A 15480-nucleotide genomic window follows, 5' to 3' on the forward strand; every position below is an offset into this window, starting at 1 on the left:
GTGCTGCTCACCCGGCTGAGGGCCCCGGGCTTCGACTTCGAGGCCATCAGATCCGAGTTCGCACTGAACGAAGCGTTCGACGCAGACGTGATGCGCGAGGCGGTCGAAGCCCGAGACCTGCACGCCGACAGCAGAATCGACCGCACCGACATCCCGTTCGTCACCATCGACCCGCCCGGCTCGAAGGACCTCGACCAAGCCGTACACATCGAGAAGACGTCCAACGGATTGGTGGTGCACTACGCGATCGCCGACGTGGGCGCACTGGTGACGCCCGGGGGAGCGCTCGACACCGAAACCCGTCGACGCGGTCAGACGTTCTACCTTCCCGACGGATCCGTACCGTTGCATCCACGAGAGCTGTCGGAGGGCTCGGGCAGCCTGCTCGAGGGACAGACGCGTTGCGCCGCGCTGTGGACCATCGAACTCGACGACGTCGGCGAGGCGGCCGCGTGGACCGTCACCCGCGCGCTCGTTCGATCGACCGCCCGGCTCGATTACGCCGCAGTGCAGGCCGATGTGGACGCGGGGACACCGCATCCGTCCATCGCAGCGTTGGCCGAGTTCGGGGCCCAGCGCGCAGCTGCAGCGAGACGGCGCGGAGCCGTCGACATCACCCTGCCCGAGCAGGAAGTGGTGCCGGACGGGCGAGGCTGGCGCATCGTCCTGCAACCACGCACCGCAGTGGACGGGTGGAACGCCGAAATATCGCTGCTGACGGGAATGTGCGCCGCCAGAATCATGCTCGACGGCGGAATCGGTATCGTGCGCACCCTCCCGCCTGCCTCGTCCGAATCCGTGGACACACTGAAGAAGACGGCAGCAGCCCTCGGGATCGACTGGCCCGCAGGCGCATCCGCCGGGTCTGTGCTGGCGGGTCTGGCCACCGACGAGCCGTCGACACTGGCGATGATGACCCAGGCGACCGGTTTGCTGCGCGGTGCGGACTACCTCGCGTTCGACCGCACGACGAACCCTGTGGACAGTGATACATCGGTCGAGCATTCGGGAATCGGCGCGCCGTACGCGCACGTGACGGCACCACTGCGGCGGCTGTCCGATCGCTTCGCCACCGAGGTGTGCCTGGCCGTCGTGGCCGAAGTGCCGGTACCGGACTGGGCGGCTCAGGCGCTGCCGGAGTTACCCGCCATCATGCGCGGATCGGATTCCGCGGCGTCGAAGGTGGACCGCGCCTGCATCGACCTCACCGAGGCGCACGTCCTGAAAGACAGAGTGGGCGAGCATTTCTCGGCCGTCGTGCTGCGCGGTGCCGAGGGGAAGCGGGACGCCGAGGTGTTGGTGTCGCAGCCGATCGTTCTCGGCAAGTGCGACGGAGAACCGCCCGCAGGGGAGTCGGTGAAGGTCCGGTTGACCCGGGCCGACACCGACTCGCGCACAGTCCGGTTCGACTACCCGGCCGTCACTGCCTGAAACGATCCGTCGCCTCGACGAGGTGATGCACGATGCCGGGTTCGGCTGCAGAGTGCCCGGCGTCGTCGACGATCACCAGATCTGCCGAGGGCCAGGCCTTGTGCAGCGCCCACGCGCTCGTCGCCGGGCACACGACGTCGTAGCGGCCCTGCACGATGACACCTGGAATGCCGTCGAGCAAGTGGGCATCACGTAGCAGTTGATTCTCTTCGAGAAAGCAGTTGTTACGGAAGTAGTGGTTCTCGATACCGGCAAATGCCAGGGCGAACCGCGGATCCGAGTTGTCTTGCACTGCATCCGATTTGGGCAACAGGTAACTCGTCGCCGCTTCCCAGGTGGACCACGCCACCGCGGCTTTCGTAGCGGCCTCGCGGTCGTCGGACGTCAACTGCCGGTGGTATGCCTCGACGAGATTGCCGCCGCGCTCGTCCTCCGGAACAGGTTCGAGAAACTTCTCCCACAGATCGGGGAAGATGTGGCCTGCCCCGCCGCCGTAGTACCAGTCGATCTCCAACGGCCGCACCAGGAAAATCCCCCGCAGAATCAGTCCTCGCACGCGATCCCGGTGCGACTGTGCGTACGCCAGCGACAGCGTCGAGCCCCAGGAACCGCCGAACACCAACCACGTGTCGATGCTCAGATGTTCCCGCAGCTTCTCCATGTCCGAGATCAGCCGGTCGGTGCTGTTGACCGACAGATCGGCGCCGTCGGCGATGTGCGGGGTCGACTGCCCGCAGCCCCGCTGATCGAACAACACGATTCGATAGGCCTGCGGGTCGAAATACCGCCGTTGCAACGGATTGGTGGCCCCGCCGGGACCGCCGTGTACGAATACCACCGGAGCGCCGTCGGGATTGCCGGAGACTTCCCAGTAGATCTGCTGTCCGTCGCCGACATCGAGGTGTCCGGTGTCGACAGGATCGATCTCGGGATACAGAGAACGCATCCTAGAAGCCCACCAGACCGGATGCGAGGTCCGGAATGTCCAGTGAGCGGATAGCCTCGTCCCGCACGTCCGAGCACGTCTCCGTCGTGATGTCGTCGACGATCGCTCGGTTCTGCACCACCTGCAGGTTGATGACGCCGCTCTGCGCCGCCCAGGTCTGCACCAGTATGTTGAGCCCGCCCCGGCCGAGCGTCGGCCCCTGGACACGCCAATTGGACAGCTGCGCCTCGAGATCGGTGCACAGCTGTTGCTTCTGGGCATCGGTGATCACTGCTTCCGCCGGCGGTGCGCTGACCGTGGTGGTCGGCACGACAGTCGTCGTCGTCGTCGACGACGAACCGGTGTTGGTCGTATCCGTGCTGCACGCACCGATCAGCGTGAGGAGCGCAGCCGCGCCGACTACTGCGACTGCGCTTCTCCGTGCCTCGAAGGTCGAACCCCGTCTGAGTTTCATGGTCCGAGTGTGCCATCCGCACCCGACGGAGACGGTAACGATCAGTAGCTGTGTTCGGGCCCGGGGAAGACACCCGACCGCACCTCGGACAGGTACGTCGTTGCCGCGGTCCGCAAGGAATCGCCGACGTCGGCGAACTTCTTCACGAACTTCGCGGTCTTACCGTTGGTGTATCCGGCCATGTCCTGCCACACCAGAACCTGCGCGTCGCATTCGTTGCCCGCACCGATGCCGACCGTGGGAATGGTCAGCTTGCGGGTGACCTGGCCGGCGATGTCGGCGGGAACCATCTCCATGACGACGGCGAATGCTCCCGCTTCCTGGACTGCGATGGCGTCGGCCACCAGCTGCTCGGACGAGTCTCCGCGACCCTGAACGCGGAAGCCACCGAGGGTGTTGACACTCTGCGGGGTGAAGCCGACGTGGGCCATCACCGGGATGCCCGCGGCAGTGATCGCGGCGATCTGAGCGGCCACGCGCTCGCCGCCTTCGAGCTTGACTGCGCCCGCGAGACCCTCCTTCATGAACCGGACAGCGGTTTCCAGTGCCTGCTGCGGCGAGGCCTCGTAGGTGCCGAAGGGCAGATCTGCGACGACGAGGGCGTGCGGTGCGCCGCGGACCACCCCGCGGACCAGCGGAAGGAGCTCGTCGACGGTGATCGGCACGGTGGTGTCGTAGCCGTAGACGACGTTTGCCGCCGAGTCGCCGACGAGGAGAACCGGAACTCCGGCTTCCTCGAAGATGCGGGCACTGGAGTAGTCGTAGGCGGTGAGCATTCCCCAGCGCTCACCGTCGGCCTTCATCTGCAGAAGGTGGTGGGTGCGGGTCTTGCGGGTCAGCGCGGTGGAGGGTGCTTCCTGAGCAGATCCGCCGTACACAGCAGTTTCGGACATCTTTGTCCCTTTCTGGTCCTCGAGGCCCGCTCGGCGGGTCCCCGGGATGGGGTGTGATGACGTGGGCAAGTCTGCCACTGCTCACGACCTGCCGGACCGCTACCGGCAGTGCAATTGGTCACACCCCGCCGCGCGCCGCGTAGTCCCGCCAGCCGTTGGTGATCGGCATGCGGCGGTCACGTCCGAACGCACGAGAGGTGACCTTGGTGCCGATCGGATACTGACGCCGCTTGTACTCCGACGCGTCGACCTTGCGCAGGATGTCCGCGACCACCGCGGCCTCGAATCCGGCCGCCACGATGTCCTCGAAGCCCTGGTCGTGGTCGACGTACCTGAACAGGATGGCGTCGAGCTCGTCGTAATCGGGCAACGAGTCGGTGTCGAGTTGCCCCGGCCTGAGCTCTGCGGACGGCGGCTTGTCGATGCTCGACTCGGGGATCGGAGGAATGTCCCCACGGTCGGCCGCGGACTTGTTTCGCCACCGCGCCAGATCCCACACGAGCGACTTCGGCACGTCCTTGATCGGCGCGAAGCCGCCGACGGCATCCCCGTAGATCGTCGAATAGCCAACGGCCAGTTCGGATTTGTTGCCGGTGGCCAACACCAGATGGCCGAAGCTGTTCGACAGTGCCATCAGCACCATGCCCCGGCACCGCGCCTGGATGTTCTCCTCGGCGAGCCCGGTCAGATGCAGCTGGTCGACGTAGCGGGCGACCATGTCGGCAATCGGCTCGACGCGGAAATGAACACCCGTGCGCGACGCGAAATCCTCTGCGTCGGTGCGAGAGTGAGTCGACGAGTACGTCGAGGGCATCGACACTGCGTGTACCGCATCGTGGCCCAGGGCGTCGACGGCGATCGCAGCGACCACCGCCGAATCGATACCGCCGGACAATCCGAGAGTCACCGAACGAAAACCGTTCTTGTGCACGTAGTCTCGTAGACCCGTCACCAGTGCGCCCCACACCTGTTCCTCGGTGCTCACGATCTCTGCGAGGAACGGCTCGGCTCGCTGCCAGCCGGTGACCGCCACGTCGGGGAGCGTGACCCGATCGATGGTCCAGCCGGGTACCTCGGCGGCATCCGGATGTGGTGCCGTCGGAGCATCGACGTCGACGATCAGCAGATGCTCGACGAATTGCGGGGAGCGACCCCAGGTGGAGCCGTCCGGACCGACGACGAAACTCGCCCCGTCGAACACCAACTCGTCCTGGCCGCCGACGACGTTGACATAGGCGATCGGAGCGCCGATCTCGGTGGCCCGTCGCAGGGCGATGGAGCGACGCACCTCGTCCTTCCCCTGCTCGAAGGGGCTGGCGTTGAGGCAGAGCAGCATGTCCACCCCGGCCGCGGCATAGGCGGGCACGGACCCGCCCGGTTGCCAGATGTCCTCGCAGACAACGACGCCGAGCCGCAGGCCGTTCACCGTCGTGATGCTCAGGCCGGATCCCGGAGCGAAGTAGCGTGCCTCGTCGAACACTCGGTAGGTGGGGAGCGAGTGCTTGTCGTACCGAGTCGTCACCCGTCCGTCGGTGATCACTGCCGCGCTGTTCCGCGAGCCCTCGGCGTCGCGATCGAGGTAGCCGACCACGACGATGCGATCGCCACACCCGGCAGCGTCGAGGGCTGTCGCCAACTCGGTGAGGCAGTGCGCCGACGCGGCGGCGAACGACGGTCGCAGAGCCAGATCCTCGACGGGGTATCCCGTCAGCGCCATCTCGGGAAACACCACCACGTTGGCACCGTCGTGAGCTGCGCGGACCGTCCACTCGACGATCGCTGCGGAATTCGCTGCAAGATCGCCGACCACGGAGTTGATCTGGGCGAGGGCGAGTCGAAGTGCCTGCACGGCATCCACGCTAGTGCTCGCACGACGTCCCCGCCGGGCAGCGGGAGCGGAGGGTCCGAAAGACCTGGCACGATCGTGCCATGAGAACGCGCACCAGGAGCACGGCCGTGGCACTGTCCACGGTCGCCGTGTTGGCCGTCGGCTGCTCCACGTCCGAGCCGACAGCCACTCCCGAGAACTCCGGTGCGTCGGACAGCTCCTCATCGGCATCCGCCGTCGGCCCGATCCCCTCGGGGCTCGAAACGTTCTACACCCAGACGCTGGAGTGGGAAAGCTGCGACCGGTACAACACCGACGGCAGCGAACTGGGAAGTGCCGTCGAATGCGCGATGGTGACCGTGCCGTTGGACTACGCCGACCCCGAGGGCAGGACGATCGAGGTCGCCATCTCACGGACGAAGGCGACGGGCGAGAAGATCGGATCGGTACTGATGAACCCGGGCGGGCCCGGATCGTCGGGCCTCTACCTCGCCGGGCAGGCCGAAGGCACCGCCGTCGCCGATCGCTTCGACCGCATCGGCTTCGACCCACGCGGGATCGGAGCATCCGAGCCGGAGGTCCGTTGTCTGACGTCCGAGGAGGTCGACCAGGAGCGTCGCGAACCCGATGTGGACGTCAGCCCCGAAGGCATCGCGGCGACCGAGGCCGAACATCGGGACTACGCCGCGCAGTGTGTGGAGCGGACCGGGGCGGACGTGCTCGAGCACGTCGGCACCCGCGAGGTGGTGCGGGACATGGACGTCATCCGCGCAGTTCTGGGCGACGAGAAGCTGACCTACATCGGGTACTCCTACGGCACGCGAATCGGGACCGCGTACGCCGAGGAGTTCCCGTCGAACGTGCGCGCGATGGTGCTCGACGGTGCGCTCGATCCCGACCAGTCACCCGTCGACGAGGCCGTTGCCCAGGGGGCGGCATTCCAGACCGCGTTCGACGCTTTCGCCGCGGACTGCGCACAGACCGAGACCTGCCCGCTCGGAACCGACCCGGCGCAGGCCGTCGCGCAGTTCCGGTCCCTGGTGGACCCACTGATCGACCGACCCGCCGACACGACCGATCCCCGTGGCCTCAGCTACGACGACGCGATCACCGGAGCCCAGCAAGCGCTGTACTCCCAGCAGCTGTGGCGTCTGCTCCGGGCCGGGTTGAACGAATTGCGCGATGGTCGGGGCGACACGCTGCTCCGGCTCGCCGACACCTACTCCGGCCGGCTCGAGGACGGTAGCTACACCAACATCGACGACGCATTCAATGCGGTTCGTTGCGTCGACGGCCCACCGACCACCGATCGCGCAGCGGCCGACGAGGCGGACGCCCGGTTCCGTGCCGCCGCGCCGTACCTGGACGACGGTCGGGCGACGGGCAGCGCGCCACTGGACCTGTGCGCCTTCTGGCCGGTGCCGAACACCAGTGATCCGCACATCGTCGACGTCGAGGGACTGCCGACGCTGGTGGTCGTCTCGACGACCAACGACCCGGCCACGCCCTACCAGGCAGGTGTCGAGCTGGCGGCGCAGCTGCGTGCGGATCTGGTGACGTACGACGGAACGCAGCACACGGTCGCCTTCTCCGGCGTCGACTGCGTCGACGAGCCTTTGGTGAACTACCTCGTCGAGCTGGTGCCGCCGGAGGACGGATTGCGGTGTTGACGTGCTAGCTCACGTCCCGCGAAGTGCGCAGAGAGTTTCACGAAGTGAGACCGAATTCACGATGTAACACAGATTTAACTCCGTTTGCTTACTCTCGCGTTCATGGATCGTCAAAAGGAATTCGTGCTCCGGACCCTCGAAGAGCGCGACATTCGTTTCGTCCGCCTCTGGTTCACCGACGTTCTCGGGTACCTCAAGTCGGTGGCCATCGCCCCCGCCGAGCTCGAAGGGGCTTTCGACGAGGGGATCGGTTTCGACGGTAGCGCCATCGAAGGATTCGCCCGCGTGTCCGAGGCCGACACCGTGGCCAAGCCCGATCCGTCGACGTTCCAGATTCTGCCGTGGTCCACCAGCAAGGGGCACCAGCACTCGGCGCGGATGTTCTGCGACATCGCCATGCCCGACGGCTCGCCGTCCTGGGCCGACTCACGCCACGTGCTGCGTCGCCAGCTCAGCAAGGCCGCGGACCTGGGATTCAGCTGCTACGTGCACCCCGAGATCGAATTCTTCCTGCTCAAGGACGCTCCGCAGGACGGCTCACCGCCGACCCCGGCCGACAACGGCGGCTACTTCGATCAGGCCGTACACGACTCGGCCCCGAACTTCCGCAGGCACGCCATCGACGCGCTCGAGTCGATGGGAATCTCGGTCGAGTTCAGCCACCACGAGGCCGCACCGGGCCAGCAGGAGATCGACCTCCGCTACGCCGACGCACTGTCGATGGCCGACAACATCATGACCTTCCGCTACGTGGTCAAGGAAGTCGCGATCGAAGAAGGCGTGCGCGCGACGTTCATGCCCAAGCCGTTCAGTGATCAGGCCGGCTCGGCGATGCACACGCACATGAGCCTGTTCGAGGGCGACGCCAACGCCTTCCACAACCCGGACGACCCGATGCAGCTCTCGGAGACCGGCAAGTCCTTCATCGCAGGCATCCTCGAACACGCCAACGAGATCAGCGCCGTGACCAACCAGTGGGTCAACTCCTACAAGCGGCTCGTGCGCGGCGGCGAGGCACCGACGGCGGCGTCGTGGGGACCGGCGAACCGCTCGGCACTGATCCGCGTGCCGATGTACACCCCGAACAAGGCATCCTCACGCCGAGTCGAGATTCGCAGCCCTGATTCGGCCTGCAACCCGTACCTCGCCTTCGCGGTTCTGCTGGCCGCCGGTCTGCGTGGAATCGAGAAGGGCTACACCCTGCCGCCCGAGGCCGAGGAAGACGTGTGGGCACTGACCTCCGCGGAACGTCGCGCCATGGGATACAAGGAACTGCCGGGCAATCTCGATCAGGCACTGAACGCGATGGAAGGCTCCGAACTCGTCGCCGAGGCACTGGGCGAGCACGTCTTCGACTTCTTCCTCCGCAACAAGCGTCGCGAATGGGAGGAGTACCGCAGCCACGTCACGCCGTACGAGTTGAAGGCCTACCTGGGTCTTTAACAGCACGGCGTCGTCATGGGCTACGTTCTAGTCGATCGTGAATGGTAGTTCCGATGCCGGCGCGGGCACCCTCGCGTCGCATTACTGACGACGGGGTAAAACTGTGGCACGCCGAGGTGGATTCTAGATGGTGCGTCCTCCTACTTCCAGATCCGTCGTTCCCGGACCGGGCCGACTCGGCCTGGTCGAAGAAACTGCGCCGTCCGATCTGCGCACTCTCGGTTGGACGGACGAGGACAGCCTCGAGCTGCTCTGGTCGCTCTCGCGCGCGCCCAATGCCGATCTCGCGCTCCGCACCCTCGTGCGGTTGTACGAGTTGCTCGGTTCCGGTTGGTCGGAGTTCGACACGGCGCTGCGCACGGACAAGGGATTCCGCGGGCGCATCCTCGGGCTCGTCGGTGCGTCGAGTGCGCTCGCCGATCACCTCGTGGCCGACGACAGCACGTGGCGTCTGCTGCTGACCAAGGAAGGTCAGGGCACCGGGGTCTCGGCGAAGATCGAACTCCCCAGCAAGGCGACATTGGTCGCGGAACTCCTCGAGGTGGTCGGGGCCGAGCCAGAGACCGGACCCAATGCCGCGCCCGACCTGTACCGGGCGTCGATCACCGGACCGCCAGCCGTGATCGCCCTGCGCAAGAAGTACCGCGACCAGATCATGGTCCTGGCGGCGTACGACCTCGCCGCAACCGTCGAGAACGAACCCGTCCTGCCGTACACGGTGGTCGGATCGCAACTGTCCGACATGGCCGATGCCGCGCTCACTGCGGCACTCGCCGTCGCCGTCGCCACCGTGTGCCCCGACGCGCCGTGCCCCACGCGCTTGGCCGTCGTCGCGATGGGCAAATGCGGTGCGCGCGAACTCAATTACGTCTCCGACGTCGATGTCGTGTTCGTCGCCGAGCCTGCCGACTCGCAGGCGAGTCGCATCGCCGGCGAGATGATGCGCATCGGATCCTCGGCCTTCTTCGAGGTCGACGCGGCGCTGCGTCCCGAGGGCAAGCGCGGCGAGTTGGTCCGCACCCTCGACTCGCATGTGGCCTACTACAAGCGCTGGGCCAAGACTTGGGAGTTCCAGGCGTTGCTCAAAGCACGCCCGATGACCGGCGACATCGCGCTCGGCAACGATTACGTCGACGCGGTCAACCCGATGGTGTGGTTGGCCAGCCAGCGCGAGGACTTCGTGCCCGAGGTGCGCGCGATGCGGCGTCGAGTCGAGGAGATGGTGCCGCCGGAGCTCCGCGAGCGCGAGATCAAACTCGGCCGCGGAAGCCTGCGGGATGTCGAATTCGCGGTCCAGCTCCTGCAATTGGTGCACGGTCGAACCGACGAATCGCTGCGCGTACTCGGCACGACCGACGCACTGACCGCACTCACCGAGGGCGGCTACGTCGGCCGCGACGACGCCGCGAATCTGACGGCCTCCTACGAGTTTCTTCGGCTGATCGAGCACCGCCTGCAGCTGCAGCGAATGCGGCGCACGCACACCCTGCCTCCGCAGGACGACGAGGAAGCCCTGCGGTGGCTGGCCCGGTCGGCGCACATGCGACCTGACGGCAACCGCGACTCCCTCGGTGTGCTGAACGCCGAGATCAAGCGCAACGCACAACGCATCAGACGGTTGCACGCCAAGCTCTTCTACCGGCCGCTGTTGGACTCGGTGGTCAAGTTCGACTCGGAGACAGTGCGGTTGACGCCGGACGCCGCGACGCGTCAGCTCGCAGCGCTCGGCTACGCGACTCCCCAGAACGCATTGGGCCACCTTCGTGCGCTCGTCGGCTCGGGTACCCGTCGTGGTCAGATCCAGGCCGTGTTGCTGCCGACGCTGCTGGAGTGGCTTGCCGACACACCCGATCCCGACGCCGGACTGCTCAACTACCGCAGGCTGTCGGAATCGGCGGGGGAGCAGACGTGGTTCCTGCGGGTGCTGCGCGACGAAGGCGCAGTGGCTCAGCGGCTCATGATCGTGCTCGGCTCCTCGGCGTACGTGCCGGACCTGCTGATCAAGGCCCCCGAGGTCATTCGGTTGTTCGCCGACGGACCCACCGGCCCTCGGCTGCTCGACGTCGAGCCGGAGGAGACGTACCGCGCGATCCTGTCGTCCTCGGCCAGGTACGAGGACCCGGTACGAGCGATCAACGCCGCCAGGGCGCTGCGACGCCACGAACTGGCCCGGGTGGCCTCGGCAGACATTCTCGGCATGCTCGATGTGCCTCAGGTGTGCCGCGCGCTGTCCTCGGTCTGGGCCGCAGTGATCAACGCAGCGCTCGCCGCTGCAGTGCGAGCCAGCGAGAAGGAACGCGGAGAACCTGCACCGGCAACTCTCGCCGTCATCGGTATGGGACGCCTGGGCGGCGGTGAGCTCGGCTACGGCAGCGACGCAGACGTGCTGTTCGTCTGCGAACCGGTGGACGGCGTCGACGAGACCGTTGCGGTCAAGTGGGCCAACACGATTGCCGACCGCATCCGCAAACTGCTCGGCGCGCCCAGCACCGATCCGCCGCTCGAGGTCGACACCGGTCTGCGGCCGGAAGGCCGCAACGGCCCGGTGGTGCGCACCCTGGCGTCCTACGCCGCGTACTACTCGCAGTGGGCTCAGGCCTGGGAAGTGCAGGCTCTCCTGCGCGCACACCAAGTGGCCGGCGACCAGGATCTCGGCATCCGATTCCTGCTGATGGCCGACAAGGTGCGCTACCCCGAGGGCGGTGTGTCCGCCGATGCGGTTCGCGAGATTCGACGCATCAAGGCGCGCATCGATTCCGAGCGTCTGCCCAAGGGAGCCGACCCATCCACCCACACCAAGCTCGGACGTGGGGGACTGGCAGACATCGAGTGGACCGTTCAGCTGATCCAGCTCAGGTACGCGCACAAGGTCCTCGCGCTGCACAACACCTCGACCCTGCAGTCACTCGACGCCATCGGTGCGGCCGAGCTCATGAGCGAAACCGACGTCGAACTGCTCAGGGAAGCCTGGATCCTGGCGACGAAGGCACGCAACGCGCTGGTGCTGGTCCGCGGCAAGCCCACCGATCAGCTGCCGCGACCGGGAGCTGTGCTCTCCGCAGTAGCGCAGGTGGCGGGCTGGGAGAACGGCGACGCCGGAGCGTTCCTCGACAACTACCTGCGCGTGACACGTCGAGCGAAGGCAGTGGTGGAGCGGACCTTCGGCGGAAGCTAGTCCCCGTCTCTAGTCACTTCCGACGGTGACGAACCCCTGCTGAACCATCCAGTCCCGTGCGACGTCCGCGGGCTCTCGGCCGTCGATGTCCACCTGCTTGTTCAACTCGGAAATAGCCTCGTTGGTCAGCGCCGCCGAGATCGGGGCGGTCACCTCGGCGATCTCGGGGTACTGATCGGCGACCTCCTGACGGATGATGACCGTCGCGTTGTAGCGCGGGAAGAACGACTTGTCGTCTTCGAGCACGGTCAGATTCAGCCCCTTGATACGGCCGTCGGTGGTGAACACCTCGCCGAATCGGCACTGCGAACCGTCCGCGGTCGCCTGATAGATGACGCCGGTCTGCAGGATCTGCACCGGGATGGCGTTGGCGTCGAAACCGTAGGTGGCGGCGAGGCCGGGGAGCCCGTCCTGGCGACTGTTGAACTCGGTTTCGACGCACAGAGCGGCAGCGGCTGGATCGCGGTTCACCAGAGCGGCGTAATCCGAGAGCGTGCGTACGCCGGTCTCCTGTGCTACCTGCTGATTCATGGCCAGGGCGTACGTGTTGTCCATCGGCGCAGGATTGACCCAGTCGATACCGTTGGCCTTGTCGGCGTCACGCACTGCTTCGAACTGTTCGGTGGCATCGGGAATGGGTGTCTCGTTGCCCAGGTAGTTGATCCACCCGGTTCCGGTGTACTCGTAGGCAAGGTCGACCTGGCCGCTCTGCATGGCCAGCCGGACGCTCTGCGAGCCGACGATATTGGTGAGGTCCCGAACGTCGGCACCGGCTGCACTGAGGGCGAATTCGAGGATGTAGCCGAGGATGATCTGCTCGGTGAAGTCCTTCGATCCGACGGTGAACTCGGCACCCTCCAGCCCGGGGAGCGGAGTGATGCTGCCGGCCTCGACCGACAACGGCATAGCGCCGCCGGACTGCAACCCGCACCCCGTCAGCGCGAGAGCAGTGGTGGCGCACAGCGCAGCGAGTCGTCGAGTGGTGCGTCGCATCAGCGGAGTCCTTTCGGTCCGAGGTAAGCCTCGGCGAGTGCGCCCAGCCAATCCACCAGCAGCGCGAGTGCGACCGCGAGAACGGCACCCACCACGAGAATGAGTGGCTGGTTGAGCTTGTAGCCGGTGTCGATCAGGACGCCGAGGCCACCCGCACCGACAAGGAAGCTCAGCGTCGCCGTGCCGACGGCGAGAACCAGAGAGGTACGCAGGCCTGCCAGTATGAACGGCACCGCAAGCGGAAACTCGATGCGGCGCAGAATGCCCATGTTCGACATGCCCTGACCACGAGCTGCATCGATGTAGGTCGGTTCGACGGTCTGGAAGCCCAACATCGTATTGCGCAGAACCGGGAGCAGCGAATAGAACGCGATAGGGAGCACGCCGGTCCAGAAGCCCGTTGCGCCCGTCCAGAGGAACAACAACACCAGAAGTCCGACGGCGGGCGCGGCCTGCCCGATGTTCGCGATACCGATGAACAGCGGCGCGGCCTTGCGATACCCGTTGCGAGTCAACAGAATTCCCAGCGGTACGGCGATGACGAGTACCAGCGTCGTAACCACGAAGGTGATCAGTACGTGCTCGAGAACCCGGGTGGAGATCGTGTTGATGTTGATCGTCTCGGCCTGTGTCGCGGTGAGATCTCGGGTCAACGCATAGACCAACAGAATTGCCACGATGAGCAGCACGACGGCCGGTTGGATGAGCAGACGAATTCGCTCTGCGCGTTTGGCTGCGCGCGCAACGTCCTTGGTCTCGTCGCCGGTATCGGCGAGGGTCGTCACGACGGTGTCCCGACATCTGTGCGCGCCTCGTCGTGATCGTTGGCGTGCTGCGATCGCAGAGATTTGATGGTGTCGATCAGTACGTCGATCGTCACGGTGCCGACGTACTCGCCGCGATTACCGGTGACGGTGGCCGTCGCGTTGCCCTCGGAGAGCAGAGCTTCGAGTGCGTCCTGGAGGGTCGATTGCGTCGAGACCATCTCGCCCATCGGCACACCGACGTCGCGCAGGCTCCCGACTCCGACGAGGTGGCGTCGATCGGTCCACCGAAGCGGGCGCTTGCGCGAGTCGAGGATGATTCCCCACGCCTCGGGATCGGAGCCGAGTGCCGAGTTCATCGACTCCACCGAGTCGTCCTCGCCGAACACCGGCACATCGGACAACTCGATGTCGCGAACTCGCATCAGCGTCAGCTGCTTCAACGCGGCTCCGGCCCCGACGAATCCCGCGACGGTGTCGTCCGCGGGGTTGGCGAGGACGGCCTCGGGAGTGTCGTACTGGAGGATCGTGGACTGGTTCCCGAGTACCGCGATTCGGTCACCGAGCTTGACGGCCTCGTCGAAGTCATGGGTCACGAAGACGATGGTCTTACCCAGCTCGGCTTGCAGGCGCATCAATTCGTCCTGCAGCAGTCCTCGGGTGATCGGATCGACCGCGCCGAAGGGCTCGTCCATCAACAGCACCGGGGGATCGGCGGCAAGTGCGCGGGCGACGCCGACACGCTGCTGCTGGCCACCCGAGAGCTGACGCGGATAGCGCTCGCGGTAGACCGCCGGATCGAGCCCGACGAGATCGAGCATCTCGTCGGTGCGATCGTTGATGCGTTTCTTGTCCCACCCGATCAGCCCGGGCACCATTCCGACGTTCTGCGCGATCGTCATGTGGGGAAACAGGCCCGCCTGCTGGATGGAGTAGCCGATGGTGCGGCGCAGCTCGTTGGGGTCGATCGAGAGCGCGTCCTTGCCGCCGATGGTGATGCGGCCCGATGTCGGCTCGATGAGCCGGTTGATCATGCGCATCGTCGTCGTCTTGCCGCAGCCCGAGGGCCCGACCAATACGACGACCTCGCCGGCCGGAATCGTCATGGACACGTTGTCCACGGCCGCGAGCTTCTGCCCCGGGTAGCTCTTGGTGACGTTCTCGAGCACGATTTCCGCGCCGGAGACGTTCGATGTACGGGTCGAGTCACTCACGAATACCCCTCGAGGTGGTCAGTTTGCCGATCAACACGTAGATCCCGTCCAGGATCAACGCCAGCAGGACGATCAGGACAGTGCCGGTGAGGGCCTGCGGCAGCGCAGTGGGGCTACCGACTCGAGCGAGGCCGGAGAAGAGCAGATTGCCCAGACCCGGTCCCTTGGCGTACGCGGCGATGGCGAGAATGCCCATGGCCATCTGAGTGCTGATCCGCATTCCGGTGAGAATGGACGGCCAGGCGAGTGGGATCTCGATGCGCCGAAGCACCAGGGTGCGGCTCATGCCGATTCCGCGGGCGGCGTCGGAGACGGCGGGATCGACGGCCGCCAGGCCCACCACGGTGTTGCGGATGATCGGCAGCAGGGAATAGAGGACCAACGCGGTCACCGTGGGTCGAACGCCCAATCCCATGATGGGGATGAGGACACCCAGCAGCGCGAACGAGGGGATGGTCAGGATCGTGCTCGCGAGAGCCGTCGCGATCGCCGATCCAGCGGGGCTGCGGTAGACGAGAACTCCTATCGCGACGCCGATGACCGTCGCTATCACGACGCACTGCACGACGGCCGAGACGTGCAGATAGGAGTCGATCGCCAACTGTCTTCGCCGTCCGACGATGAATTCCCACAGTGCATCCATGCAGTTGTCGTCCTCTGTTCGCCGTG

At 66.0% G+C, this 15480-nt stretch carries 12 protein-coding genes; 4 read left to right on the plus strand and 8 right to left on the minus strand.

Going from position 1 to position 15480, the window contains the following annotated elements; all coding sequences use genetic code 11:
• Entirely contained in the window at positions 1 to 1431 is a 1431-nt protein-coding gene (locus tag CH273_RS26205) for an RNB domain-containing ribonuclease (protein WP_032394438.1), read from the plus strand.
• Here the strand turns inward: CH273_RS26205 and pip are convergent.
• From pip to CH273_RS26225, 4 genes are all read right to left on the minus strand, one after another.
• On the minus strand, positions 1421 to 2377 hold the full coding sequence (pip, locus tag CH273_RS26210; RefSeq protein ID WP_032394437.1) for a prolyl aminopeptidase: 957 nt from the start codon (positions 2375 to 2377) through the stop codon (positions 1421 to 1423). The genes CH273_RS26205 and pip overlap by 11 nt on opposite strands.
• 1 nt (position 2378) lies before the next feature.
• Positions 2379 to 2831 (minus strand): hypothetical protein, encoded by a 453-nt coding sequence (locus CH273_RS26215; RefSeq protein ID WP_032394436.1) that lies wholly within the window; start codon positions 2829 to 2831, stop codon positions 2379 to 2381.
• A 41-nt stretch (positions 2832 to 2872) separates the two neighbouring features.
• Positions 2873 to 3724: a 3-methyl-2-oxobutanoate hydroxymethyltransferase gene (panB, locus tag CH273_RS26220; RefSeq protein WP_032394435.1), complete on the minus strand. Its 852-nt coding sequence runs from the start codon at positions 3722 to 3724 to the stop codon at positions 2873 to 2875.
• Between the two features lie 118 nt (positions 3725 to 3842).
• A complete protein-coding gene (locus CH273_RS26225) occupies positions 3843 to 5573 on the minus strand; it encodes an NAD+ synthase (protein ID WP_032394717.1) in 1731 nt (576 codons plus the stop codon).
• An 80-nt stretch (positions 5574 to 5653) separates the two neighbouring features.
• Here CH273_RS26225 and CH273_RS26230 point away from each other — a divergent pair, with 80 nt between their 5' ends.
• The 3 genes from CH273_RS26230 (at position 5654) to CH273_RS26240 (ending at position 11840) form a co-directional block, all read left to right on the plus strand.
• Positions 5654 to 7222: an alpha/beta hydrolase gene (locus CH273_RS26230; RefSeq protein WP_032394434.1), complete on the plus strand. Its 1569-nt coding sequence runs from the start codon at positions 5654 to 5656 to the stop codon at positions 7220 to 7222.
• A 102-nt stretch (positions 7223 to 7324) separates the two neighbouring features.
• On the plus strand, positions 7325 to 8665 hold the full coding sequence (gene glnA / locus CH273_RS26235) for a type I glutamate--ammonia ligase (RefSeq protein WP_032379097.1): 1341 nt from the start codon (positions 7325 to 7327) through the stop codon (positions 8663 to 8665).
• Between the two features lie 127 nt (positions 8666 to 8792).
• A complete protein-coding gene (locus CH273_RS26240) occupies positions 8793 to 11840 on the plus strand; it encodes a bifunctional [glutamine synthetase] adenylyltransferase/[glutamine synthetase]-adenylyl-L-tyrosine phosphorylase (RefSeq protein ID WP_032394433.1) in 3048 nt (1015 codons plus the stop codon).
• Between the two features lie 9 nt (positions 11841 to 11849).
• Here CH273_RS26240 and CH273_RS26245 read toward each other — a convergent pair whose 3' ends face one another.
• The 4 genes from CH273_RS26245 to CH273_RS26260 are packed head-to-tail and all read right to left on the minus strand — an operon-like array spanning position 11850 to position 15454.
• A complete protein-coding gene (locus CH273_RS26245) occupies positions 11850 to 12833 on the minus strand; it encodes a glycine betaine ABC transporter substrate-binding protein (RefSeq protein ID WP_045194853.1) in 984 nt (327 codons plus the stop codon).
• Positions 12833 to 13618: an ABC transporter permease gene (locus CH273_RS26250; RefSeq protein WP_032394432.1), complete on the minus strand. Its 786-nt coding sequence runs from the start codon at positions 13616 to 13618 to the stop codon at positions 12833 to 12835. Before CH273_RS26250 ends, CH273_RS26245 begins: the two co-directional genes overlap by 1 nt.
• Entirely contained in the window at positions 13615 to 14811 is a 1197-nt protein-coding gene (locus CH273_RS26255; protein ID WP_032394431.1) for an ABC transporter ATP-binding protein, read from the minus strand. The genes CH273_RS26250 and CH273_RS26255 overlap by 4 nt, the downstream gene beginning before the upstream one ends.
• Positions 14804 to 15454, minus strand: a complete 651-nt coding sequence (locus CH273_RS26260; RefSeq protein WP_032394430.1) for an ABC transporter permease — start codon at positions 15452 to 15454, stop codon at positions 14804 to 14806. The genes CH273_RS26255 and CH273_RS26260 overlap by 8 nt, the downstream gene beginning before the upstream one ends.
• Between the last annotated feature and the right edge of the window lie 26 nt (positions 15455 to 15480).

Source organism: Rhodococcus sp. 05-339-2 (genome assembly GCF_002258965.1).
GTDB lineage: Bacteria > Actinomycetota > Actinomycetes > Mycobacteriales > Mycobacteriaceae > Rhodococcoides.